The organism is Pseudoalteromonas arctica A 37-1-2 (genome assembly GCF_000238395.3).
Classification (GTDB): domain Bacteria; phylum Pseudomonadota; class Gammaproteobacteria; order Enterobacterales; family Alteromonadaceae; genus Pseudoalteromonas; species Pseudoalteromonas arctica.
The window spans coordinates 3090238-3113873 of the sequence record NZ_CP011025.1 but is presented as its reverse complement, the minus strand read 5'-3'; the positions used below and the strand labels follow the sequence as shown (position 1 = coordinate 3113873).

At 39.5% G+C, this 23636-nt stretch carries 22 protein-coding genes; 11 read left to right on the top strand and 11 right to left on the bottom strand.

Translation table 11 applies throughout. From position 1 onward, the window contains the following. The first annotated feature begins 46 nt into the window (after positions 1-46). Together phoR and PARC_RS14070 are read left to right on the top strand one after the other, a co-directional pair. Entirely contained in the window at positions 47-1354 is a 1308-nt protein-coding gene (gene phoR / locus PARC_RS14075) for a phosphate regulon sensor histidine kinase PhoR (RefSeq protein ID WP_010554593.1), read from the top strand. A 115-nt stretch (positions 1355-1469) separates the two neighbouring features. Continuing rightward, entirely contained in the window at positions 1470-2438 is a 969-nt protein-coding gene (locus tag PARC_RS14070) for a PstS family phosphate ABC transporter substrate-binding protein (protein WP_010554592.1), read from the top strand. A gap of 233 nt (positions 2439-2671) precedes the next feature. Here PARC_RS14070 and PARC_RS14065 read toward each other — a convergent pair whose 3' ends face one another. The 8 genes from PARC_RS14065 to sfsA form a co-directional block, all read right to left on the bottom strand. Then, the gene (locus tag PARC_RS14065) at positions 2672-2908 is read right to left on the bottom strand and encodes a hypothetical protein (protein WP_007587168.1); all 237 of its coding nucleotides are present in this window, start codon (positions 2906-2908) and stop codon (positions 2672-2674) included. Positions 2909-2941: 33 nt separating this feature from the next. Further along, on the bottom strand, positions 2942-3790 hold the full coding sequence (gene panC / locus PARC_RS14060) for a pantoate--beta-alanine ligase (RefSeq protein WP_007587167.1): 849 nt from the start codon (positions 3788-3790) through the stop codon (positions 2942-2944). After that, a complete protein-coding gene (gene panB, locus PARC_RS14055) occupies positions 3790-4584 on the bottom strand; it encodes a 3-methyl-2-oxobutanoate hydroxymethyltransferase (protein WP_007587166.1) in 795 nt (264 codons plus the stop codon). Before panB ends, panC begins: the two co-directional genes overlap by 1 nt. Positions 4585-4614: 30 nt before the next feature. Then, positions 4615-5100 carry a 2-amino-4-hydroxy-6-hydroxymethyldihydropteridine diphosphokinase gene (folK, locus tag PARC_RS14050; protein ID WP_007587165.1) on the bottom strand — a complete coding sequence of 162 codons (486 nt, stop codon included), beginning with the start codon at positions 5098-5100 and terminating at the stop codon, positions 4615-4617. 4 nt (positions 5101-5104) lie between these two features. Beyond that, positions 5105-6586 carry a polynucleotide adenylyltransferase PcnB gene (pcnB, locus tag PARC_RS14045; RefSeq protein ID WP_007587164.1) on the bottom strand — a complete coding sequence of 494 codons (1482 nt, stop codon included), beginning with the start codon at positions 6584-6586 and terminating at the stop codon, positions 5105-5107. Positions 6587-6664: 78 nt separating this feature from the next. Next, entirely contained in the window at positions 6665-7609 is a 945-nt protein-coding gene (gene gluQRS / locus PARC_RS14040) for a tRNA glutamyl-Q(34) synthetase GluQRS (protein WP_010554591.1), read from the bottom strand. A gap of 20 nt (positions 7610-7629) precedes the next feature. Continuing rightward, a complete protein-coding gene (gene dksA, locus PARC_RS14035; RefSeq protein ID WP_002962671.1) occupies positions 7630-8073 on the bottom strand; it encodes an RNA polymerase-binding protein DksA in 444 nt (147 codons plus the stop codon). A gap of 316 nt (positions 8074-8389) precedes the next feature. Further along, positions 8390-9109, bottom strand: a complete 720-nt coding sequence (sfsA, locus tag PARC_RS14030; protein WP_007587160.1) for a DNA/RNA nuclease SfsA — start codon at positions 9107-9109, stop codon at positions 8390-8392. Between the two features lie 123 nt (positions 9110-9232). Here sfsA and pepB point away from each other — a divergent pair, with 123 nt between their 5' ends. Continuing rightward, positions 9233-10528 (top strand): aminopeptidase PepB, encoded by a 1296-nt coding sequence (gene pepB / locus PARC_RS14025; protein ID WP_010554590.1) that lies wholly within the window; start codon positions 9233-9235, stop codon positions 10526-10528. A gap of 183 nt (positions 10529-10711) precedes the next feature. Beyond that, entirely contained in the window at positions 10712-11278 is a 567-nt protein-coding gene (locus tag PARC_RS14020) for a phosphoribosyltransferase (RefSeq protein ID WP_007377478.1), read from the top strand. 48 nt (positions 11279-11326) lie between these two features. Here PARC_RS14020 and PARC_RS14015 read toward each other — a convergent pair whose 3' ends face one another. Continuing rightward, positions 11327-11983, bottom strand: coding sequence for a Crp/Fnr family transcriptional regulator (locus PARC_RS14015; protein ID WP_002962665.1), 657 nt, complete (start codon positions 11981-11983; stop codon positions 11327-11329). A 288-nt stretch (positions 11984-12271) separates the two neighbouring features. Here PARC_RS14015 and PARC_RS14010 point away from each other — a divergent pair, with 288 nt between their 5' ends. Then, the gene (locus PARC_RS14010; protein ID WP_002962663.1) at positions 12272-12508 is read left to right on the top strand and encodes a YgjV family protein; all 237 of its coding nucleotides are present in this window, start codon (positions 12272-12274) and stop codon (positions 12506-12508) included. Between the two features lie 353 nt (positions 12509-12861). On the opposite strand, the gene rdgC is transcribed toward PARC_RS14010, so the two are convergent. Both rdgC and PARC_RS14000 read right to left on the bottom strand, forming a co-directional pair. Further along, entirely contained in the window at positions 12862-13779 is a 918-nt protein-coding gene (gene rdgC, locus PARC_RS14005) for a recombination-associated protein RdgC (RefSeq protein ID WP_007587156.1), read from the bottom strand. Positions 13780-13881: 102 nt separating this feature from the next. Beyond that, the gene (locus PARC_RS14000) at positions 13882-15651 is read right to left on the bottom strand and encodes a sensor histidine kinase (protein WP_010554589.1); all 1770 of its coding nucleotides are present in this window, start codon (positions 15649-15651) and stop codon (positions 13882-13884) included. Positions 15652-16028: 377 nt separating this feature from the next. On the opposite strand from PARC_RS14000, the gene PARC_RS13995 reads away from it, so the two are divergent. The 6 genes from PARC_RS13995 (at position 16029) to nrdR (ending at position 23627) form a co-directional block, all read left to right on the top strand. After that, complete coding sequence (locus PARC_RS13995; protein WP_007587152.1) at positions 16029-16397, top strand: response regulator; 369 nt, start codon at positions 16029-16031, stop codon at positions 16395-16397. A 228-nt stretch (positions 16398-16625) separates the two neighbouring features. Then, positions 16626-19043, top strand: a complete 2418-nt coding sequence (gene thrA, locus PARC_RS13990) for a bifunctional aspartate kinase/homoserine dehydrogenase I (RefSeq protein ID WP_010554587.1) — start codon at positions 16626-16628, stop codon at positions 19041-19043. A gap of 9 nt (positions 19044-19052) precedes the next feature. After that, the gene (thrB, locus tag PARC_RS13985) at positions 19053-19988 is read left to right on the top strand and encodes a homoserine kinase (protein ID WP_010554586.1); all 936 of its coding nucleotides are present in this window, start codon (positions 19053-19055) and stop codon (positions 19986-19988) included. An 11-nt stretch (positions 19989-19999) separates the two neighbouring features. After that, positions 20000-21283: a threonine synthase gene (gene thrC, locus PARC_RS13980; RefSeq protein WP_010554585.1), complete on the top strand. Its 1284-nt coding sequence runs from the start codon at positions 20000-20002 to the stop codon at positions 21281-21283. Between the two features lie 269 nt (positions 21284-21552). Further along, positions 21553-22809, top strand: coding sequence for a serine hydroxymethyltransferase (glyA, locus tag PARC_RS13975; protein WP_010554583.1), 1257 nt, complete (start codon positions 21553-21555; stop codon positions 22807-22809). Positions 22810-23177: 368 nt separating this feature from the next. Then, the gene (gene nrdR / locus PARC_RS13970; RefSeq protein WP_002961761.1) at positions 23178-23627 is read left to right on the top strand and encodes a transcriptional regulator NrdR; all 450 of its coding nucleotides are present in this window, start codon (positions 23178-23180) and stop codon (positions 23625-23627) included. The last annotated feature ends 9 nt before the right edge of the window (positions 23628-23636 follow it).

Sequence of the window (23636 nt, the reverse complement as noted above, 5' to 3'; positions counted from 1 at the left end):
ATGTATGAAATACGCATGTATTACTACTCTAAGGTAAAGTGAGTGTATGTATCGAGTTGTTAATAAGCAGGCGTTAGTAAAGCGCCTGTTTATCTATTTTTTACCCTTACTATTAATTGGTGTGCTGGTTGGCGCGCCATTTTTGCTTTTATTTTTAGGATCTTTTTCCCTCCTTATTTGGCACTACCATCAACTTTATCGTTTGAGCGATTGGCTACTTAATCAACGTAGCTTTAATCCACCTGAGGGCGAGGGTGCATGGGAGCAAGTGTTTGAAGGTATTTATCATCTACAGCACCGTAATCGTAAAAAACGTAATGAGCTTGCTGATTTAATTCGTCGCTTTCGCGATGGAGCTGAAGCAGTACCTGATGCGGTAGTGGTATTACAAAACGATTTAAGTATTGTGTGGTGTAATCAATTAGCGCTTAAAGTGCTTGGTTTGCAGTGGCCAACCGATCATGGTCAGCGTCTTGATAATTTAATTCGCGAACCTAAGTTTGCTAAATACATGCACAAAGGTGAATTTGACGACGCGCTTGAGCTGGATAACGGTCATAGCATTGAGCAAGTACTAGAATTTAGGGTTATGCCTTATGCAAGCACGCAACTTATGGTTGTTGTGCGTGATGTAACGCGCTTAAAACAGCTAGAACAGATGCGTAAAGACTTTGTAGCCAATGTGTCACACGAACTACGTACACCGCTTACAGTGGTTACTGGGTATCTTGAGATGATGGATGGCGACATGATGCCGCCGCCAGCAATGTGGAACAAAGCGCAAAATACTATGCTTGAACAATGCAAGCGCATGGATAGCTTAGTCAGCCAATTACTATCGCTTTCGCGTATTGAAGGTGCACGGCGCCAAGATAACGATAAAGCCATAAACGTACCGCAATTACTTGGTTATATTCACACTGAGGCAAACTCAATTAATCAAGACAAAGGCCATGAGCTTATTTTTAATATCGATAAAACCCTTGATATTAAAGGCTCTGAGGATGAACTGCGTAGTGCGTTTTCTAATTTAGTATTTAACGCCATTCATTACACTAAACCCGGTGGCAAAGTGGAAGTGTGTTGGCAGCGCAAAAACAATAAAGCGCGTTTTAGTGTTACCGATAATGGTGATGGTATTGCGCCAGAGCATATTAACCGTTTAACTGAGCGTTTTTATCGTGTTGATAAAGCCCGCAGCAGAACAACAGGTGGCTCAGGTTTAGGGCTTGCGATTACAAAACATGTACTAACGCGCCACGATAGTAAATTAAATATTAGCAGTGAAGTTAACAAAGGTTCGTGTTTTTCTTTCGAATTTTCAATAGATAAGATAGTTTCGCTAGCTAAGTAATTAGGCTGAAAAGCAAAGTCATAAAAGTGTCATTTAAGAGTAATGTAACTGTCATGTACTCACTTTAGAGTGGGCAGCAGTTAGAAAATGGGACGAACAAACCGGAGAACCCTACATGAAATTTAAAAACTTAGTTGCCGCAATGGGTGTGGCTGTTACAACTTTCGTATCTGCACAAGCAGTGGCTTTAGACCAAGATATTCCTGAGTATCAAAAAATTAGTGGTGTTTCAGGTAACTTCTCATCAGTAGGTTCTGACACTTTAGCCAACATGATGACGTTCTGGGCTGAAGAGTACAAACGTATTTACCCAAATGTAAATATTCAAATTCAAGCGGCAGGTTCTTCTACTGCACCACCGGCACTTACCGAAGGTACAGCTAACCTAGGACCAATGAGCCGTAAAATGAAATCTAAAGAAATCGAAGCGTTCGAAAAACGTTACGGTTACAAGCCAACAGAAGTTCGCGTAGCTATTGATGCACTTGCTGTATTTGTACATAAAGATAACCCAATTGAAGGTCTTCGTATTGACCAAGTAGATGCTATCTTTTCATCTACTCGTAAATGTGGCGCCCCAGAGCAAGTTAACCGTTGGAGCGATGTTGGTCTAACAGGTGATTGGGCAGCTAAAGATGTGCAACTTTACGGACGTAACTCAGTGTCAGGTACTTATGGCTACTTTAAAAAGAAAGCACTGTGTAAAGGTGATTTCCGTAATAACGTAAATGAGCAACCGGGTTCTGCATCAGTAGTACAGTCAATTTCATCTTCATTAAATGCAATTGGTTACTCTGGTATTGGCTATAAAACATCGGGCGTACGTACAGTACCGCTTGCTAAAAAAGGCGATAACTTTGTTGATGCAACACTTGATAACGTTGCGCAAGGTAAATATCCGCTATCGCGCTTTTTATATGTTTATGTGAATAAACACCCGAATAAGCCGCTATCACCTATGGAAGAACAATTTTTAAGAATGGTACTTTCAAAAGATGGTCAGCAAATTGTAGAAAAAGATGGTTATGTACCACTTTCTGCAAAGCTAGTAAAAACAGAACTTAAAAAGCTTGGTTTGAACTAATACCAATTGCATTAAATTAGTGAGTTATTATAGCGATAAGAAAATAGCGCAATAACAAGGCTAAAATTATGATACATAGTTGTTCTATATAAATAATTTTTAACGTAGTTAGTGAGTTATTTAATACGCTAGAATGGTCATGTTTTTAATAAAATTGGTATGATAAACCATAGGCAATAAAAAACCGCTCACTGAGCGGTTTTTTTGTGCCTAAAACTAAAAACTTTAAGGAATTAAATATTACCTAATTTTTCGGCTTGTGCTTTACATTGATTATAGCTCTCAACACATTTTCCAGAGCATACTTGTTGCTTTAAGCCCTCAGCAGTTGTTTGCTGTTCGCATGTACTTTCGCATTGGTAATTTTGTTGAGCACACTGATTCATTTCAGGGTTTTCAACTTGGTTTTGGCAGCCTACTAATAGTGCAAAAGTAAGGGCGACTACGCTTGTTTTTATTAAAGTGTGCATGCTTCTTATCCTTAAAATGGAGTCGCAATAATATTAAATTTCGACTTGAATATTGTCGATCAATCTAACACCACCAAAATAGGCTGCGGCTAAAATAACAAATTGAGTATCTTCGATTGTAGCAGTTTTTAATGTATCTCGTTGAGCAATCTCAAAATAGTCTGGCTTTAGGCCAGCTTGCTCTAAGCTCTGTTTAGCTAAGCTTTCAAGTTTTACGAAGTCTTTTTCGCCGCTTTTAAGTTGCTCAGCGCATGTATTAAGTGCTTTAAATAGTACGGTTGCAGTCGCTTTTTGCTCATCAGATAAGTAACCATTACGTGAGCTCATAGCAAGGCCAGAAACTTCTCGCATTGTAGGTACACCAATAACTTCAACCGGAATTGATAGGTCGCGTGCCATGGTTTTAATTACTTGCAGTTGCTGAAAATCCTTTTCACCAAAGCAGGCGTAATCGGGTTGTACAAGATTAAATAATTTTGTAACTACCGTGGCAACACCTCTAAAGTGACCAGGGCGTGAGCCACCACAGTAACCTAATGAAATATCAGGCACATCTACAAAGCTCTGTGCGCCAAGTCCATTTGGATAAATTGTCTCTACACTTGGGGTAAATACAATATCAGTGCCTAGTTCTGCAAGGCCTTGTTTATCTTCGTTTAGTGTACGAGGATAGTTATCTAAATCTTCGTTAGCACCAAATTGCATTGGGTTAACAAAAATACTCACAACGACTTTATCGGCTAAGTTTTTTGCTTTTTCTACTAGCGAAAAATGCCCACGGTGCAAGTTGCCCATCGTTGGCACAAGTGCCACGCTAAGACCCGCTTGGCGCCATGCTTTAATTTGACTACGTAACGATCTGATTTCAGTAATTGACTGCATTATTTAAACTCGTGTTCAGCGCTTGGAAACGCGCCATTTTTAACGTCTGTACAATACTTTTGAACGGCTGCAGGCATATTGCCTGTTTCGAGCAAAAAGTTTTTAGAAAATTTAGGAATGTAACCTGCTGAAATACCAACAAGGTCATGCATTACCAGTATTTGGCCGTCAGTTAAACTGCCCGCACCAATACCAATTGTTGGGATACTTAGAGCGTCTGTAATGCGTTTTGCCAGTGCACTTGGAATACATTCAAGTACTAATAATTGTGCGCCAGCAGCTTCTAGTGCTTTTGCGTCATCAATCATTTTTTGTGCTTTGTCTTCTTCGCGACCTTGTATTTTAAAGCCACCAAATACATGTACTGACTGTGGTGTAAGGCCTAAATGCCCGCAAACTGGAATACCTTGTTGAGTAAGCGTTTTAATGCTCTCGTAAAGCCATTCTCCGCCTTCAAGCTTAATCATGTTTGCGCCAGCGCGCATAAGCTCAGCTGCATTTTTACAAGTATCACTTACGCTTGAGTAGGTCATAAAAGGTAAGTCAGCAATTACAAATAATTCGCGGCTACCAGCGCGTACACAGCGGGTATGATATGCAATATCTTGATTGGTTACGCCAAGGGTGTCATCGCCGCCTTGTAGTACCATGCCCAAAGAGTCGCCCACTAAAATAACTTCAACGCCGTTATCATGAAATAACTTTGCAAAACTAGCGTCATAGGCTGTTAATGCAGTAATTTTGTTATTTTCTGCTTTCATTTTATTTAAAGTAGAAACGGTTATTTTAGACATAATATCCTCGCAGGCAAAAGCCTAGGTTAATTACAGAGGTAATTGTTGTAAGTCGTTGAGCGGTAAATTATTTGCAATGGTTTTTAATGCAATGCCGCTAGGTAAAATAAGTTCAGGTGCAAGCTCTAATAGTGGATAAACCACAAACTCGCGATTATTCAAACCATAATGAGGCACAGTTAAGCGCACCGTATTTATAATTTGATCATCAAATAATAGAGTATCTATATCAAGTGTGCGTGGACCCCAACGCTCAGCCTTTCTTACTCGACCATGCTCAAGTTCAATACGTTGCGTTAAATCAAGTAATTGCTCTGGCTCAAGGGTCGTTTTAATGCACGCTACTGCATTGATATAGTCTGGTTGATCTTGTGGGCCCATAGGCTTACTTGCATAGTAATGCGATACGTTTATAAATTCACAATTAGGCAGCTTTTTAAGCGCGATTACCGCGTTATCAAGCTGCTCTTTTGGTGAGTTTAGGTTGGCACCTAAACCCAAATAAACACAGTGCATGTTATTACTCAGCTGGCTTTTTAGTAGGTCGACGGCGCTTTCGCGGCTTAGGACCACCTTGGTGGCCTAAGTTTTTAACCATCTCTTTTTGGCCGTTTATATCTTGGCTTAAGTATTGTGTCCACCACTGGGCAAGCTCAGTATGCTGTGTTTCGCCTGCATCTACGCGTAAGAGTAAAAAGTCGTAGGCGGCTTTAAAGCGAGGTTGTTGCGTTAGTCTGTATGCACGTTGGCCTGCACGTTTATCCAAACGGTGCTGAATATGCCAAATATCGCGAGCACCTAAAGTAAAGCGTTTAGGAACCGCAATGTGTTGTGAGTTATCGCTTAGTACTTTATTCATTGCTTGTGCGAAAGCATCGTATTCTGCAAGTTGTTCTTGGCTTTGAATCTTTTTAGTACGTTCAAGCAGCGGGAACCAAAGTAGTGCGGCAAAAATAAACGCTGGTGTTACTTTTTTATCGGCATTAATACGTTTGTCGGTATTTTGAAACATTTGCTGAATAAGCGTGTGTTCTAAGCCACTTGGATTTTTATCTAAGATTTTATCAAGCTCAGGAAACAGTGAGCGGAATAAGCCGTATTTACGCAGCATTAAAAAGTTAGCTTCGGCCTTGCCATTTAAAAACAGCTTAAGAATTTCTTCAAATAAACGTGCTGGCGGAATGTTATCAAGCAAACTTGCAAGCTCGCTAATTGGCTTTTCACTTTTAGGCGCAATGCTCATATCAAGTTTAGTAGCAAAGCGAACTGCACGTAACATACGAACAGGGTCTTCGCGGTAACGCGTTTCAGGGTCGCCGATTAGCTCAATTTGTTTAGCTTTAATTGCCGCTAAGCCGTTGGCGTAATCGTGAATACTAAAATCTTTGATTGAGTAATAAAGTGCATTGATTGAAAAGTCGCGGCGTTCTGCATCTTCTTCAATACTGCCAAATACGTTGTCACGTAGTAATTGGCCTTCATCGCTTGATTGGCTTATTTGATTTTTGTCTTCTTGCGCTTCGTGGTGGCCACGCATAGTAGCCACTTCAATAATTTCACGACCAAATACAATATGTGCTAAACGAAAGCGACGGCCAATAAGGCGACAATTTCTAAATAGTTTTTTTACTTGATCTGGCGTGGCATTAGTAACTACGTCAAAATCTTTTGGCTGTTGGCCTAACAATATATCGCGAATACAACCACCAACAAGGTAGGCATCGTAGCCACCGTCTTTTAAGCGGTATAATACTTTGATTGCATTTGGGCTAAATTGTTTGCGAGAAATACCATGCTCACCACGAGTGACAACAATAGGTTCACTGCTTACAGAAGCGCTTTCGGCACTGGTATTCGGGCCGATTATTTGTCGGCAAAATTGAAAAAGCTTGGAAATAATAGTCTGTCTCCTAGAAGGTGTGATTGACTCTGCATCGCAATCAAAAGTTACAGCAAATGGGGCGGTTATAGCCCAGTACAAGCTGTTTGACGTAATTAGCATATATTTAGGCGGCTATCATATACCAGCAGGGTTTAAAAATTAAGTTGATGTGTTGAAATTAAGCCGTTTTTAGCTATTTTATTTACTTAAATGTGTAAATTGGACTTTCTGACTACGTGGATGCTGAGAAATTTGTATTTCGGATACTTGTGGTACCTGTTTTAAGCTAAAGTTTTTAATTCCCCAAGCGATTAATTGTTCAATATTTAAATCGATTAAATCAGCTATAACAGGCAACCCTAAAAATTCAAATGCACTAATTAAAGCAGGCTTTGGATTTTGTTTGCTAATGGCGGGAGCATAATTTTGTTTAGACAATTTGAAACCAGGCTTGGCAACCGCTAAAGGTAAATGAGCAAATTCAGGTACAGGGCTATCGAGTTGTTTAAATAAACTAATTTGCCGAGCGGTTGGCTCAATTAAATCAGCACCTCTTACAATTCGATTAATCCCTTGATCAATATCATCGACGACCACAACAAGTTGATATGCAAATAAGTCATCGCTGCGTTTAATTAAGTAATCTTCATGGGAAAGGGCGCTATTTACCGTTATATCACCTTGAATTAAGTCATTAAATTGAGTCGTTGGATATTGCTGAACTAAGCGAAGCGCACCGCATTGAGTATTATGATTAAGTGTTTGGCAATGCCCCTGATAAATACCGCCAATGGCTTTTATTTGTTTGCGAGTACAGGTGCAACCATAAACAAGGTTTTGTTTTAAAAGTGAGTGGGTAATATCTTGGTATAAAGGAAGACGCTGCGTTTGATATACAACAGGTTCGTCCCAGTGAAGGGCGTAGGCATGTAAGGTATTAAGAATATCGGAGTCGGCGTTTTTAACCACGCGCGTAGTGTCAATGTCTTCTATACGAACTAACCATTTTCCTTGATTAGCTTTTGCATCTAGATAGCTACCCACAGCCGCTACAAGTGAGCCAAAATGTAATGGCCCAGAAGGAGACGGTGCAAAACGACCGCGATATTTACGCATAGGCGCAGTAACGGCTGTAGGAGACATAACTAATTAATAAGTATTAATTAGCCGCGTCCAGATTGCTTTTCTTTGATTTCTGCAAGTGTTTTGCAGTCTACGCATAAATCGGCAGTAGGACGTGCTTCTAAGCGACGTATGCCAATTTCGATGCCACAAGACTCACAAAATCCAAAATCATCTTCTTTAATCAAATTAATTGTTTTTTCAATTTTTTTGATTAATTTACGTTCGCGGTCACGAGTACGAAGTTCTAAAGAGAACTCTTCTTCTTGTGCAGCGCGGTCAACTGGGTCAGGAAAGTTAGCAGCTTCGTCTTGCATGTGCGATTTAGTACGATCAACTTCGTTACGTAAATCATTACGCCAAGTTTCTAAAATCGCTCTAAAATGAGCACGTTGTGCATCATTCATGTACTCTTCGCCTGGTTTTTCTTGGTATGGTTCTAAACCGGCTTGAGCCAATAAACCATGTTTCTTTTGGTCTGGCATAACTCTCTCCTAAATCCTTAATTTAATGCCTCAGCATTAGCCGGCGGTATAAATAACAGAATCTTATATCCTAGGCAAATTTATTTTTAATTAATCGAATTAGCTTCAACCATGCTTACTGAGTAAAAAGTGTATTAATAGTCTATTTACACTTTTAATTAATTCACATATTCGCTTTCTAAAACTTGCCTTGTTATATGGGCAAAAGCTTTAAAAACAAGTTAATTTTTATAATTCACTTTGTATAACTTTATTTAATTTGAGTACTTTGCTTATTTTGTAAATTACGCTTAGTTCAATCCCTTGGTTTAATACACTATTGTGCAAATACTATTTTTTTATGAAGTAAAACTTCATTAGCAGAAATTGTGGCCTTGTATGCTAATACTTCAACGCCGGCTATTATTGCTTGGCTTAATAGCGTGGCGTATTTTTTATCAATATGCGCAGCTGCACTTACTGTATTTATTCCTTCATGCAAAACAGCGAACAGTAATACTGCTCGGTGGCCTTGTTCGATCATTTCTATTAGTTCGCGAATATGTTTTTGTCCGCGCAGTGTTTGCGCATCAGGAAAGTAGCCTTGCCCGCTTTGTGGTGCATCTTCGCTTAATAATGTGACTGATTTAACTTCTACGTAGCAATCAGGCTTATTTTCGTCTGTGAGTAAAAAGTCGATTCTGCTGTTTTCGCTGCCGTACTTTACTTCGCTTTGCAATTGACTGTAGTCGAGTAGCTCGCTTATTACATTATTGTTTATTGCTTCCTCTACTACTTTATTGGCCACCGCTGTATTTACACAAATAAGCTGCGATAAGTTATTTTGCGTAAGCTCTAATGAATGCGGGTATTTTCGTTTTGCGTTATCGCTTGTTGAATAAAAAGCAGCAAAACCCGGCTCTGCGCATCCCGTCATTTTACCTGTATTAGCACAGTGGGCGGTAAATTCACTGCCATCACTTAATTGTAAATCAGCTAAAAAGCGTTTGTAGCGTTTTAATAAGGTGGCAGGTTGCAGAGTTGGCGTGTACTTCATGATAACTTCCAAAGCGTAAATACTGCACAGCAGTGTGGTTTATGTTATTTATCTCAAGCTGTTGGGAACTTAAGCGCTCTATAGTAAACTCGGTGGCACATTTAAGTGCAAGGGTATTCTAACATGAGTGAAAAATTTGTTGTTCAACTAAGCGAACAAGCAGCAGCGAGTCATTGGGGCGATAATGCGTCATTGTCTTTTAATGAGCGCGGTGCAACTGTTCATTTGTCTGAGCAAGAAACATTGAAAAATGTTCAAAAAGCTGGTCGTACTATTGCAATCCAAGGTATTAAAAACGTTGAATTAGCAGGCGATGCTTGGTGTACAGAAAGCCAATGGGCTTTTTATCAAGGTTTTGTAACACCAAAATCGTTAAACGGTGTTGATTTTGTTGATAACGCACAATCAGATATTAAAGAACTTACTCACTTAAAAACGTCAGCAATTTGGGCACGTGAAATGGTTAACGGGACTGCCGATGACATTTACCCAGAAAGCCTTGCTGAAAAAGCGGCTGAGTTTATTCAATCATTAGCGCCTGAGCATGTAAGTTACCAAATTATTAAAGGTGATGCGTTACTAGAACAACAGTGGATTGGTATTCATGCTGTTGGTCGCGGTAGTGTTCGCCCGCCAGTATTGCTTGAGCTTGATTACAACCCAACAGGCGACGAAAATGCACCAGTAAGTGCAGCGCTTGTAGGTAAAGGTATTACGTTTGACTCAGGTGGTTACTCAATCAAATCAAGCGAAGGTATGCTTGGTATGAAGTGCGACATGGGCGGCGCTGCAACAGTAACTGCAGGTTTAGCATTGGCTATTAACCGTGGTATTGAAAAACGTATTAAACTGTTTTTATGTTGTGCTGAGAACTTAATTTCGGGTCATGCATACAAATTAGGTGATATTCTTACTTATAAAAATGGCACGACAGTTGAAATTGTAAACACGGATGCTGAAGGTCGCTTAGTACTTGCAGATGGCCTAATGGCCGCAGGTGAGACTGGCGCTCCACTTATTATTGATGCAGCAACACTAACTGGCGCAGCGCTTGTTGCTGTTGGCCAAGAGTACAATGCATTATTTGCACTTGATAAAGAACTTGTACGTGAAGTTGAGAGTTTTGCATCTCAAGAAATGGAAGCTGCTTGGCCACTTCCTCTTGAAAAATGGCATCAACAAAACTGCCCATCTCCTTATGCTGATACGGCGAATAGCCGTGCACAAAAAGGTGGCGGTTATGGCGGTGCATCGAATGCGGCAGGCTTTTTATCGCGCTTTGTGCCAAACGATGGCAAAGGCTGGGTACACATAGATTTAGCGGCTGCATTTAACATGGGCAGTACAAGTCAATGGGCAGCGGGTGCAACAACTCAAGGTATGCGTACAGTTGCTCGTACTTTACAAGAAAAAGCATAATATTTACTAAATTACGCTTTTTACGCTAAAAATAGGCACCCTTGGGTGCCTATTTTTTAATTTACAGGCAAGCAATTTTATTTCATTTACGGTAAAATCAGTCGCCAATACCTGTTTGAGTTTAATTTTTGCTTAACTCTAAGCTGCGCTCAAATCTTATATCCACCACTGGGGTTTCTAATTATGTCAGATAAGTGCTACATCACAGCTCAACAGCTGCTTGAAGATTCGTTCCGCGTAGCGGCACAAGTATACCAAGATGGCTTTCGTCCTGATTTTATTATTGGTATTTGGCGAGGTGGTGCACCGATCGGTATTGCTGTTCAAGAATATTACGATTACAAAGGCATTGAGACTGACCACATTGCAGTACGTACATCGTCTTATTACGGTATTGGTAAACAGTCGAAAGAAATTAAAGTACACGGCTTACATTACATTGTAGAGAACGCAAATGCAGGTGATTCATTATTAATTGTTGATGATGTATTTGACTCAGGTCGTAGTATTGTTGCATTAAAAGAAAAGCTTTCAGAGCTTATGCGCTTAAACTTGCCACGTGATATTCGTATTGCATGCCCGTACTACAAGCCAAAAAACTCAAAAGTGGACACTGTTCCAGATTATTATATTCATGAATCTGAAGAGTGGTTAGTGTTCCCGCATGAATTATCGGGTTTAACACCGGATGAAATTATTGCTGGTAAATCTGATCTTGCGAAAATTCATGACATTTTGCTAGAGAAGTAATTAGTAATTTGCATAAATAAAAAAAGGCCGTTAAGGCCTTTTTTTATTTTAAAGCTGAGCAAAGCTATCTACGTATTCACTTAGTTTTGGTATATCGACTGCTTGCAAGCCATCGTTACTTCTAAGTACCAAGCCTTTTTCTACGAGTTCTGTAACAACACGTCTGTAAGCTCGCTCAGTGGTAGCAAAACGTTCGGCTTCAGCATTTACAGTTGGGTAGGCTCTAAGTAGCGTAGGGTTGTTGTTCTCGGCCCTTAGTAAGCAATCTTTAGCTATGTTATAGCTAAGTGGTAGTAATAACTTATCTAAATTGATTTTTTGGTTTTCCTGAAACTTAGCCGCAATAGTTTGTGCTGTGTATAAGCTTAGTTCTGGTTTTTCAAGCAGTAGAGCACGCCAATGCCTTAATTCAATAAGGTTATAAGTGACATCGCTAAAGCACGTTACCGTATATATACACGGATTATTATTTAGCGCTTCTATTTCACCAATAAGGGTGTTGTTACAATCCAATTGTCCTAACAGCAGGCGTCGTCCATTACCTACGTCGTAACTAAACGACACAGTGCCACTGCGTACAAGCACAAGCTTGCTTAAAGGCTGATCTTGATGGATCAGAACTTCTTTTTTTGATTGTTGATAGCTACTACCGGCAAAGGTTAAAAGCTGATCAACAAGGTAACTAGAAAAATGGTATTGAAACATCAATGTGCTCTTCGGACATTTGTCCTATTTATTACATCTTAATGACGATAGCATTAAGACACTAAGAATTTACGCTAACTTGCTACTAATATTATTAGCTTTGCTAAGAGTATTATTTTACCTTCATTTCCCGTGTAATGATTTAAGAATTTGCTGGTATTTTCCGGCAAACTTTTTCAGGTTTTTTAAGCAGGTTAGCTTTTTTATTTTGTTGTAACTTTGCAATACTTACAAGTGCCATAAGATAGCAGTACATGTAATGCTAACCTAAAGGCTAGGAGAGAACAATTGAGTTGGGAATATTTAGGTTATATTGCATCAGCTTTATTGGTTGCATCGTTAACAATGACAGATGTAGTAAAACTGCGTTGGTACAACATGTTTGGTTGTATTGTATTTACTGCATACGGTGTTGCCATTGGCGCAGTGCCTGTTATTTTTACCAACGGCTTATTGTCGCTTGTAAATTTATATCACATTATAAAAATATATCGCCAACCTAAAGTTGAAGACGCTAAAAGCTAAAATAAGTTATCTGCACAAAGTAAGTTAATGGTTTTAATTAAAATCAAAAATTTCAGCTTTTGTGCAGTCCAGCTTGAAGCGTATATAGATAATCTCATATCACTCTACATAACTTACCTCTGAACCATGCTGTATTCTCCTACTTAAAAGATGATTACCTTAGGTTTTAATACGTCGATCGTTAGCTAAATACTGTTCGCGGTTTAGATATAAATAAGTGCTTCTAAATTTCATAAAAAAATCCGATAGCAGTAAACTGCTATCGGATTTTTATCTGTTATACCAACCTACTTACATATGTTATTTAATTCATTAAATTGCTTAAATATTTATGCAGGTAGGCACTATGGTATTTACGCTTTTTCTAAATCTTCAACGTCACCTAAACCTGCAGTTAGCTCTTCAAGTAATTGCTTTATTTCTTCAGAAGCTAAAATAAAGTCAGCATCAAGTTTTAAAGCCATATCTTCTTTAGGAATATCTGCGTTTTCTTCTTTTAGAGTTTCAGAGTAGCTTAAACGTTTGATAGAGCCATCGTTTTGCAGCATAAACTTAAGACGCTCTTGCCAATCAAGTGCAAGTTTAGTTACGCGTTTACCACTTTCTAAATGCGATTTAACTTCATCACACGATAGATCATGACCTTTAAGCTTTACTTGTGCGCCGCTGTCGTCTGCTTCTTCAAGTTCAGCGTCTGAGCCAATAGCAAAACCTTCTGGTGTACTAAAGTTAGTTAACCAATCAGTTAAAAATACATCTAGGTCGTAGTTAGCAAACGCAGGTACAACCGGAAGCGTTCCCAACGATTTACGAAGTAGTGCTAGTAGCTCTTCTGCTTTATTAAAGCTGCCACTATTTACAACAACCCAACCGTTTTCTTGGTCAATAAAGGCAAATTGTAAGCTCGACTTTTTAAATGCTTGAGGTAGAAGAGTATGAAGAATGTTTTCTTTTAATTCGTCTTTTTCTTTCTTTTTAACTGGGCGGTTTTCTTCAGCTTCTATCAGATCAACTTTCTCAGCAACTAGTTCATTAATAACAGAAGCAGGGAGTACTTTTTCTTCGCGTTTAGCGCAAACTAGAATACTTTTTTGAGAAAAATGCGATAGCGTATCGCCATGTTTTCCAAACGCTTTTGTCCAACCAAATGTTGCAAGCTCTTGACCAGTACATGGGCGAAATAAATCTTGCTCTAATGCTTTATCAAAGTCTTCTTGAGTATATGAAACGTCTTGCTTAAAGCGGTAACAAATAAGGTTACTAAACCACATAGGGGAATTGATCCATTTGAAAAATTTGTACAATCATAGCAATAAAAACAGCATCTCGAAATGACTGATTTGTTACTAATAATTTAATGCATATACTTTTATTTATTCATATTTATCAAAAATAGGCAGTGGCTTAGCCATGTTCTTCGGAAATTGAATATAGTAACGCAGACCTTTGCCCGGTTCACTCGTTGCATCAATAGAGCCACTAAGGGTTTGCTTGACCAAATTAAGCATTATATGGGTGCCTAATCCGCTACCGCCTTCATCGCGTTTGGTAGTAAAAAATGGGTCAAATAATTTTTTTAATTGCTCGTTGGTAACACCGTTACCGTCATCTTTGTAATCAATAGTTAAGTTAGTGTCATCAGCGCTTATTTTAATATCCATTACACCGTTGCTTTTACCTTCAAAGCCATGGATAAGTGAGTTCATAATTAGGTTAGTAAAAATTTGGCTTATAGCCCCTGCAGGTAGATTTAAAACTAAATCATCAGGACATTCTAATTTTATAGTATGGGATGTCTTTTTTAGTTTTGGGTGCAGTGAGCGTATTACTTCGTTAGTGTAATCTTTAAAGTTAATGGTTCTTACTGCTTCACTGGCTTGATCGACCGCTATTTGTTTAAAGCTAGCTATAAGCTCCGAAGCTCTATCTAAGTTAGTGGTTAGTAAGCTTGTGCTTTGCTTTGCTTCGTTAATGAATTCTTCTAGTGCTTTTGGCGAAAGTGTTTTTTCGGTATAAGCATTTTCGAGTTTATTTAAGCGTTCTTGTAAAAATGATATTGCCGTTACACCTATCCCAATAGGGGTATTTATATCGTGTGTAATACCTGCCACAAGTCCGCCTAGCGCAGCCATTTTTTCTGTGCCTAATAAACGTTCCTGTGCAAGGCTTAACTCTTCTATATAGCGCTGAGATTCAGTTTGCTTTGTAATTAACTCTTGCTCTGTGCTGCGGCGTAAGTCTACTTCTTCGGTGAGGACAATTTTTTGCTTTTCGAGTTCGTATTTTTGCTGCTGTAAATCCATCATTGCTTGGCTTAAGTTGGATGTTTTACGGGCTACGTCTTGTTCAAGTTGTATGTTGTGTTGATCAAGCTTTTCGTTACTTATAATGAGTTCTTTTTGGGTGTGTTCAAGCTCTTTTCTATACTGAACCACTTTATCTATTAGTTTGTTAAATGACTGCTCCATCACTTTTAGTTCATTATGTTCTTCTGTTTCTATTTCTATATGTTGACCTTCTAGCTCGTCTAGTTCTAAATTTTCTAGTTGCTCAGTGAGTTCTGCTAAAGGGTCTGTAAGAAGCTTTCTAAATGCCATTAAAAATAAGATGATCAAAAAGGTGGTTTTAATCATCGCATTACCAATCAAAAAGTAGATTGATACCATAATGCGGCTAAAAACAACTTCTCGACTTGAGAATAAGGTAACGTCACCAACTTGAGTAGCACGGCCTGAAAATTCAAAAATAAGCGGAAAGGTATAACCAAATAAACCCGATTTTGCGTCTTCTAAAATAACCTCTTCTTGTACTAACTGTTGATTATATAGCTTGTGTATATCAAGAGAGCGCCCTAGCTGTGAAATAATTTCGCCGCTGTCGTCTCGAACAATAATCCCTTCAATCATGGGAATGGCGAGTAAACCTTCTGCTGTTGTAATTGTTTGCTTGGTATTAAGCTCCCAAATTGCACGTGTTAAGCTGCGACTAAAGGTTTTTTGTAAGGTACTAAGTTCATCGCGGATATAGTCTTTAGTATTGACGTATTCAGCAAGCACTTGTCCACAGGTCACTACAAAGGTAAGCAAAAAATAGACGGATAAAACGCTAGTCAGTAGCTTCTTAGAAAGACTTTTTTGTAACATGAGTGACTTGTTCATCCTTTATTATTTTTGTAACGTTACGATAGTAATTTAAAAGTTAGTCAATAAACCTCTAAAAATAAATAAAAAAGTTAAAATTTAATAAGATAAATCCAAAAAGTGAGCGTGTAGTATCAAAGTATTTAAACCAAGGTATAAATTAATAAATTCGTTATCTGTTATGTATTGTAGGCTTAATTAGTATTTGCTTTGGTTAATTATATCTTAAACGGATTTATTCTATATTTATCATTGTATTAAATTATTAATGCGCTGAGTGCTTTGAGGCGTGTTAAAGTGTCTAAAATGCAATGGAAGGCATTAGTTTAATAACCTTTTAATAACCTTTTAATAACTTTGATGGTTGTGTAGTAGTAAACATGATGAAATTTTCGATATTAGTCTGTGACGATTCTGCAGTTGCCCGTAAACAAGTCGTGCGGTGTTTAAATGAATGTATAGACGCTCAAATACAACAAGCTACAAATGGAGCGCACGCTCTAGAACTTTTACGAGCACAAAGCTTTGATTTATTGTGCTTAGATCTCACCATGCCCGAAGTTGATGGTATACAAGTACTCGAGACTATAAAAACAGAAAAAATAGAGTGCTTTGTTTTAGTTATTTCTGCCGATATACAAGAAAAAATGAAGCAACGAGTCGCACAACTTGGCGCAATAGACTTTATCGATAAACCTATCAATAAATCTAACTTAAACGAAATATTGCATAAATTTGGCATTCATTAGGTTTTTTCATGTTAAAAAAGGCTGTTTTATCTTTTAATTTAGGGTTGACAGCATAGCCTTTGTTAAGGCAGTCTTAACATATGAAAACAATTAATCGCGTACTGACCATTATTATTACAACCATCATTCTTACTGGATAGTGGCATAGGTCGGTGCAACAAATTTAAAGGCCTGTGTTCACTTAGAACACAGGCCTTTTTTCGTTTTATGGGATGAGGAACATAAACAATGCGAGTTTTAAAATTTGGTGGGTCTTCGCTTGCCGACTATGCATGCTTACAACAGGTAGCTCAGCTAGTTAAAGCACAATTAAAAGATGAAATGCTTTTGGTACTTTCTGCTCCAGGTGGAATGACCGATTCGCTAGTTGCACTTGCAAGTGCTGCAGAACAAGGCTCTGACTTTTCGCAGCAATGGCAAGCATTAGTTAGCCGCTGTGAAGGTTTGAAAGCTGACGTTGAAAAAAGTGGTGTAGTAGTTACAAGTTGGCCAAACTTAGGCGAGCTTAAAAATAAACTAGATGGCGTATCACTTATACAATGTTGCCCTGATCAAGTTCGCGCATTTGTAATTAGCTTCGGAGAGCGCGTTAGTGTTTCTTTAATACAGGCTTTATTGAACTCGCACGATGCAAGATACTTAGAAGCAACAAGCTGTATCGCTTCAACTGGTGGTTATATTGATGCAGAGGCTGATTTAGTAACAAGTAAAGCTCGCTTTCAAGCTGTGCTTAAAGAAAGCCCTGCAACTATCTATATCATGCCTGGTTTTACAGCGAGTAATGATAAAGGTGAGCTTACAACGCTTGGCCGTAATGGCTCAGATTACTCAGCAGCCATTGCAGCAGCATGCTTAGAAGCTGAAATTTGCCAAATTTGGACTGACGTTGATGGTGTATACAGTGCTGATCCTCGTTATATTAAAAAAGCGACTAAAGTAGATTTTTTATCTTATAAAGAAGCGATGGAGCTTTCTTATTTTGGTGCAAAAGTACTTCACCCTAAAACAATTTTACCGTGTGCTAAAGCAGGCGTGCCGTGCGAAATTAAAAATACGCATAACCCAGACGCACAAGGCTCATTAATTGGTAACGATTATTCATCAGATGAGCCAGTAAAAGCGCTTTCGAGCCTACAAGACCTTGCAATGCTAACTGTCTCAGGGCCAGGCATGAAAGGCAAAGTAGGTATGGCGTCTAAGGTATTTAACGCGCTTGCTCACGATAACGTATCAATTGTATTGATCACGCAGTCATCATGCGAATTTAGCATTAGCTTTTGTGTACACGAAACAGACCTAGCACTTGCACTTGATGCGCTACAAACTGCATTTGAACTTGAATTACAAGCAGGGCTTATTGAGCCTGTACAAGTGCAGCGCAATTTAGCCATTGTTACTTTAGTGGGCGACAACATGCGCGCGCACCGTGGCTTAGCGGCTAAGTTTTTTGCATCGCTTGCACAAGCTCAAGTAAACATTGTTGCAATAGCACAGGATTCTACAGAAAGTGCTATTTCAGCCGTGATTGATGGTGAGTTATGTAACGACGCGGTTAAAATATGTCATGAAAACTTTTTCACACATGTGCCGTCAATTGATGTGTTTTTACTCGGTTGTGGCTTAGTTGGGCAAGAGCTTATTAATCAGCTTGAGCGCCAGCAAGCGTGGCTTGAAAAACGTAATATTAAACTTAACTTGTATGGTGTTGCTAATTCTCGTCAATTACACCTAGATAGTGAAGGTATTGCTTTTGGCGACTGGCAGCAAAAATTGGCCTCATCTGAGCAGGCGTTTGATTTAAAACTAGTAGAGCAGTTTGTTAAGCAAAATCATTTGGTAAATCCAGTGCTTGTTGATTGTACGTCGTCTGATGCACTTGCTGCGCAATACGTAGACTTTTTAAATGCAGGTTTTCATGTAGTAGCTGCCAATAAAAAAGCAACAACAAGTTCATACACGTATTACCAAGATTTAATTGCAGCAACACAAAAGAATAATCGTAAATTTTTATACGAAACAAACGTTGGTGCAGGCTTACCAGTAATCGACAACTTACAGTCATTATTTGGTGCCGGTGATGAGTTATTAGAGTTTAGCGGTATCTTATCAGGTTCACTTTCGTATATGTTTGGCGCACTTCAAGATGGTTTATCACTTTCTGAGGCAACTATTAAAGCCAAAGAAAGTGGCTTTACTGAGCCAGATCCTCGTGATGATTTATCGGGTACCGATGTAGCACGTAAGTTATTGATCATCGCTCGCGAAGCCGGTATGAAATTAGAGCTAAGCGATATTGAAGTTGAGTCAGTATTACCACCAGGTTTTGCACAAGGTGATAGCGTTGATGAGTTTATGGCAAAACTACCAAGCTTAGATGCTGATTTTAACGACCGTATCAAAAGCGCTGCGAGCGAGGGTAGGGTACTTCGCTATGTAGGCACAATTAAAGAAGGCCACTGTAAAGTAGGTATTGAAGCGGTAGATGCAAAGCATGCGCTTAGTGTCATTCGTGATGGTGAAAACGCACTGGCTATTTTAAGCCAATACTACCAGCCACGTCCGTTTGTAATTCGTGGTTATGGCGCCGGCTCGGAAGTAACAGCCGCGGGTGTATTTGCTGATATTTTAAAAACGTTATCGCGCTAGGAGCTCGTTATGATTGAAGTATATGCTCCGGCGTCTATTGGTAATTTTGCAGTGGGTTTTGATGCACTTGGCGCAGCGCTTGCGCCAATTGATGGCAGTTTATTAGGCGATGTAGCCGTTGTAAGCGCAGCACCAAGCGACGAATTTATTTGCACAGGCGAGTACGCTCACAAGTTACCCAGTGATGCTAATGAAAATTTAGCGTACCAGTGTTTAGTGCATTTTAGAGCGCATGTTGCGCCTACTATGCCAAGCGTAAAGCTCGAGCTTAAAAAGAACTTACCAATTGGCTCAGGGCTTGGCTCTAGTGCGTGTTCGGTAGTGGCTACCTTTGCTGCCCTTGATAAGTTTGCACAAACTAATTTAAGCCAGGTTGAGCTAATTGAGCTTATGGCTGACTTTGAAGCTGTGGTAAGCGGTGGTCGCCATTACGACAACATTACGCCATGTTATTTAGGTGGTTTGCAGCTAACGGGTGATTTAATTCCTGATAAATCGATTGCACTGCCGGTTGATGAAAACTGGTATTACGTAGCTGCATTTCCTGGTTTTTCGCTAAATACAGCAAAAGCGCGTTCTGTTTTACCAAAAGAGTTGAGCATGCATGCAAGTGTTGAGTTTGCTCAGCGTTTGTCGGCATTTAGTAGCTTACTGTTAACTAGCCGTTTTGACGATGCGCTAAGCATAATGAAAGATGAAATAGCAGAACATTACCGCGCACCGCTTATAAAAGGCTTTAGTGAAGCCAAAGCAAGCTTGCCAGCGCTGGGCGCTGAAATAGTCAGTATTTCGGGCGCCGGACCCACCTTGTTTAGCGTATGTAAAACACTTGAAGCTGCACAGCAATGCGCGCAGTGGTTAGAAACCAATTACATTAACGAGCAAGGCTTTTGCCACATTTGTAAATTAGATAACGACGGCACGCGTCAATTAACAGTTTTATAGGATAGGTAGTCATGCAATTACATAATTTAAAAGATAGCTCACAAAAAGTGTCGTTCGTTGAAGCCGTAAAAACAGGTTTGGGTCGTAACCAAGGTGTATTTTTCCCAGAATCACTGGCCCCACTGTCCGATGTTGATGCATTGCTTGATATGGACTTTGTTACGCGCAGCGGCAAAATATTATCGCACCTAATTGGTGATGAGCTACCAAGCGATACTGTGGCAAAAATGGTTAAAAATGCATTTAACTTTCCAGTTAAGCTGGTGGAAATTGAAGAGAACACATACTGTTTAGAGCTGTTTCATGGTCCTACACTTGCGTTTAAAGACTTTGGTGGTCGCTTTATGGCAGAGTGTTTAACGCAGTTTAACAAAGACGAGAAAGTAACTATTTTAACAGCAACATCGGGCGATACCGGTGCAGCCGTTGCGCATGCTTTTTACAATAAACCAAATATCGATGTTGTTATTTTATACCCTAAAGGCAAAATTTCACTTGCTCAGCAAAAGCTATTTACTACGCTAGGTAACAATATTCATTGTTATGCAGTCGAGGGCAGCTTTGATGATTGCCAAGAGCTAGTTAAAAATGCCTTTTTAGATGAAGAAGTTAAATCAACACTTGGGCTTAACTCAGCTAATTCAATTAATATTAGCCGTTTAGTTGCTCAGGTTTGTTACTACTTTGAAGCGATTGCACTGCTACCAAAAGAAAAACGCGCAACAGCACATATATCAGTACCTAGTGGTAACTTTGGTAATGTGTGCGCCGCAATGATTGGTGCGGTTATTGGTTTACCTGTAGGTAAATTAAGCGCAACAACAAATCAAAATGATACTGTGCCGCGCTTTATGCTTGATAAAAACTGGACGCCAAACGCAACGCTTGAGTCGCTTTCAAATGCGATGGATGTAAGTAAGCCAAACAATTGGCCGCGTGTACAAACAATGTTAGATAATAACTGGTTTAGCTACGATAATTTTTATTCAACAAGCGTAAACGAGCAAGACACGCAAGCCGTGATGAAAAAAATTCAACAAACGGGCTATGTTGCAGAGCCTCATACTGCTATTGCTTACCAAGGTCTTGTTGAAAATCGTGCACCTGGTACAGCGGGTATCTTTTTAGCGACAGCTCATCCTGCTAAGTTTAAAGAAAGCGTAGAGGGTATTCTAAATATTGAATTAGGTATGCCAAAACCACTTGCTGATGCACTAGCAAAACCATGCCTAGCAAGCGATATGAACGCCGATTACGACGAGTTACGTACCGAAATGCTCGCTAAATTAGGCTAAGTTAAATTAAAAGGAAAAGCGGCTTGAGCCGCTTTTTTTATAACTTTATACGGATGAATACACTTAGTTATATTTACTAATTAAATGTAGTAAATATAATTCATTTAAAATTATTATGGCTTTATAAAAAAATATCATCTTAAAAGAGCTGTGAAATAGTTTCAATCCCTGTTTAAATATCCTCAACTTAAGAGCGTAGGCAAAGAGTCGTTTAAAGCGTACAATAAAGCCTCTAAAAAACACCATACACGTTGCCCTAGGAGACCCCAATGTTAGAACGTAGCATGAATATTTCGGATTTTGATCCAGAGTTATTTGACGCGATAACCAAAGAAACTGCTCGCCAAGAAGAGCATATCGAACTAATCGCTTCAGAAAACTACTGTAGCCCACGCGTACTAGAAGCGCAGGGTTCACAGCTTACAAACAAATACGCAGAAGGTTACCCAGGCAAACGTTATTATGGCGGTTGTGAGCATGTAGATGTTGTTGAGCAATTAGCAATTGACCGTGCTAACGAATTATTTGGTTCTGACTACGCTAACGTGCAGCCACATGCTGGTTCGCAAGCTAATGCTGCTGTTTTTCTAGCATTATTAGACGCTGGCGATACTGTATTAGGTATGAGCTTAGCTCATGGTGGTCACTTAACTCACGGTTCTCACGTAAGCTTCTCTGGTAAGCTTTACAATGCAATCCAATACGGACTAGATGAAGCAACGGGCGAAATTGATTACGCACAAGTTGAAGCACTAGCACTTGAGCACAAGCCAAAAATGATTATTGGTGGTTTCTCAGCGTACTCTGGTATTGTTGATTGGGCTAAATTCCGTGAAATTGCTGACAAAATCGGTGCTTATCTGTTTGTTGATATGGCTCACGTTGCGGGTTTAATTGCGGCAGGCGTTTACCCAAGCCCTGTTCCTCATGCACACGTTGTAACTACAACTACGCATAAAACACTTGCAGGCCCTCGTGGTGGTTTGATTATTTCTGCATGTGGCGACGAAGCAATCTACAAAAAGCTTAACAGCGCTGTTTTCCCTGGTGGCCAAGGCGGTCCTTTATGTCATGTTATTGCAGCAAAAGCAGTGGCATTTAAAGAAGCACTTCAACCAGAGTTTAAAGTATACCAAACACAAGTTGTTAAAAACGCAAAGGCAATGGTTGCTGTAATGCAAGAGCGCGGCTACAAAATCGTATCTGACAAAACTGAAAACCACTTATTTTTACTTGATTTAATCGATAAAGATATCACTGGTAAAGATGCAGACGCAGCCCTAGGCAACGCTAACATCACAGTAAATAAAAATTCAGTACCGAACGATCCACGCTCACCATTTGTAACATCTGGTTTGCGTATTGGTTCTCCTGCAATTACTCGTCGTGGTTTTAAAGAAGAAGAATCAAAAGAGCTTGCTGGCTGGATTTGTGACGTACTAGATAACATCACTGATGAATCTGTACAGGTGCAAGTTAAAGAAAAAGTAAAAGCAATTTGTGCAAAATTACCTGTTTACGCTTAATTGCATAAGCGGCAGTAATTTAGAGCACATAAGCTAGGGGCCTGTTTATCTTTCGAGGTTTAATTTGCAGTAGTATGTTTGGCTTTTAAGCAAGGCAGAGTCTATGTAGTGTGGTTACTCCACACAAATAGGCGATAACGCAGCATAAATGCCAAACATGCACTGCCCTCGGGTTCGTTCTAGGGGCGATTTACTCTTTGTTGCTCGATTTTTACTTAGCCCACTAGGTTACAAATCTCGAGCCGCGATTAAATCACCCCTAGATAGAACAAATTTAATCCTGAAAGGTCAACAGGCCCTATTTTTTTGCTAAGATAAAAGACCGCTATTTAGCGGTCTTTTTTGTTTTAAAACGGAAGTACCGAGCTATGCATTGTCCATTTTGTACCGCAAAAGATACTAAAGTTATTGACTCACGCCTTGTTGGCGGAGGCCATCAAGTTCGCAGGCGTCGTGAGTGTAACGACTGCCACGAGCGCTTTACTACATTTGAAGGCGCTGAACTGGTTATGCCTCGTGTTATTAAACAAGACGGCAGCCGCGAACCATTTAACGAAGATAAATTATTAAATGGCTTAAATCGCGCACTCGAAAAACGCCCAGTGAGCACAGAGCAAGTAGACGAAGTAGTGAATATAATAAAATCGCAACTACGCGCAACGGGTGAGCGAGAAATTTCAAGCCATTTGGTGGGTGAATGCATTATGGAAGCCCTCAAAAAGCTCGATAAAGTAGCGTACGTAAGATTTGCCTCTGTTTATCGCTCGTTTGAAGATATACGCGAATTTGGCGAAGAAATTGCCCGCTTAGGGGAGTAATACCAATTT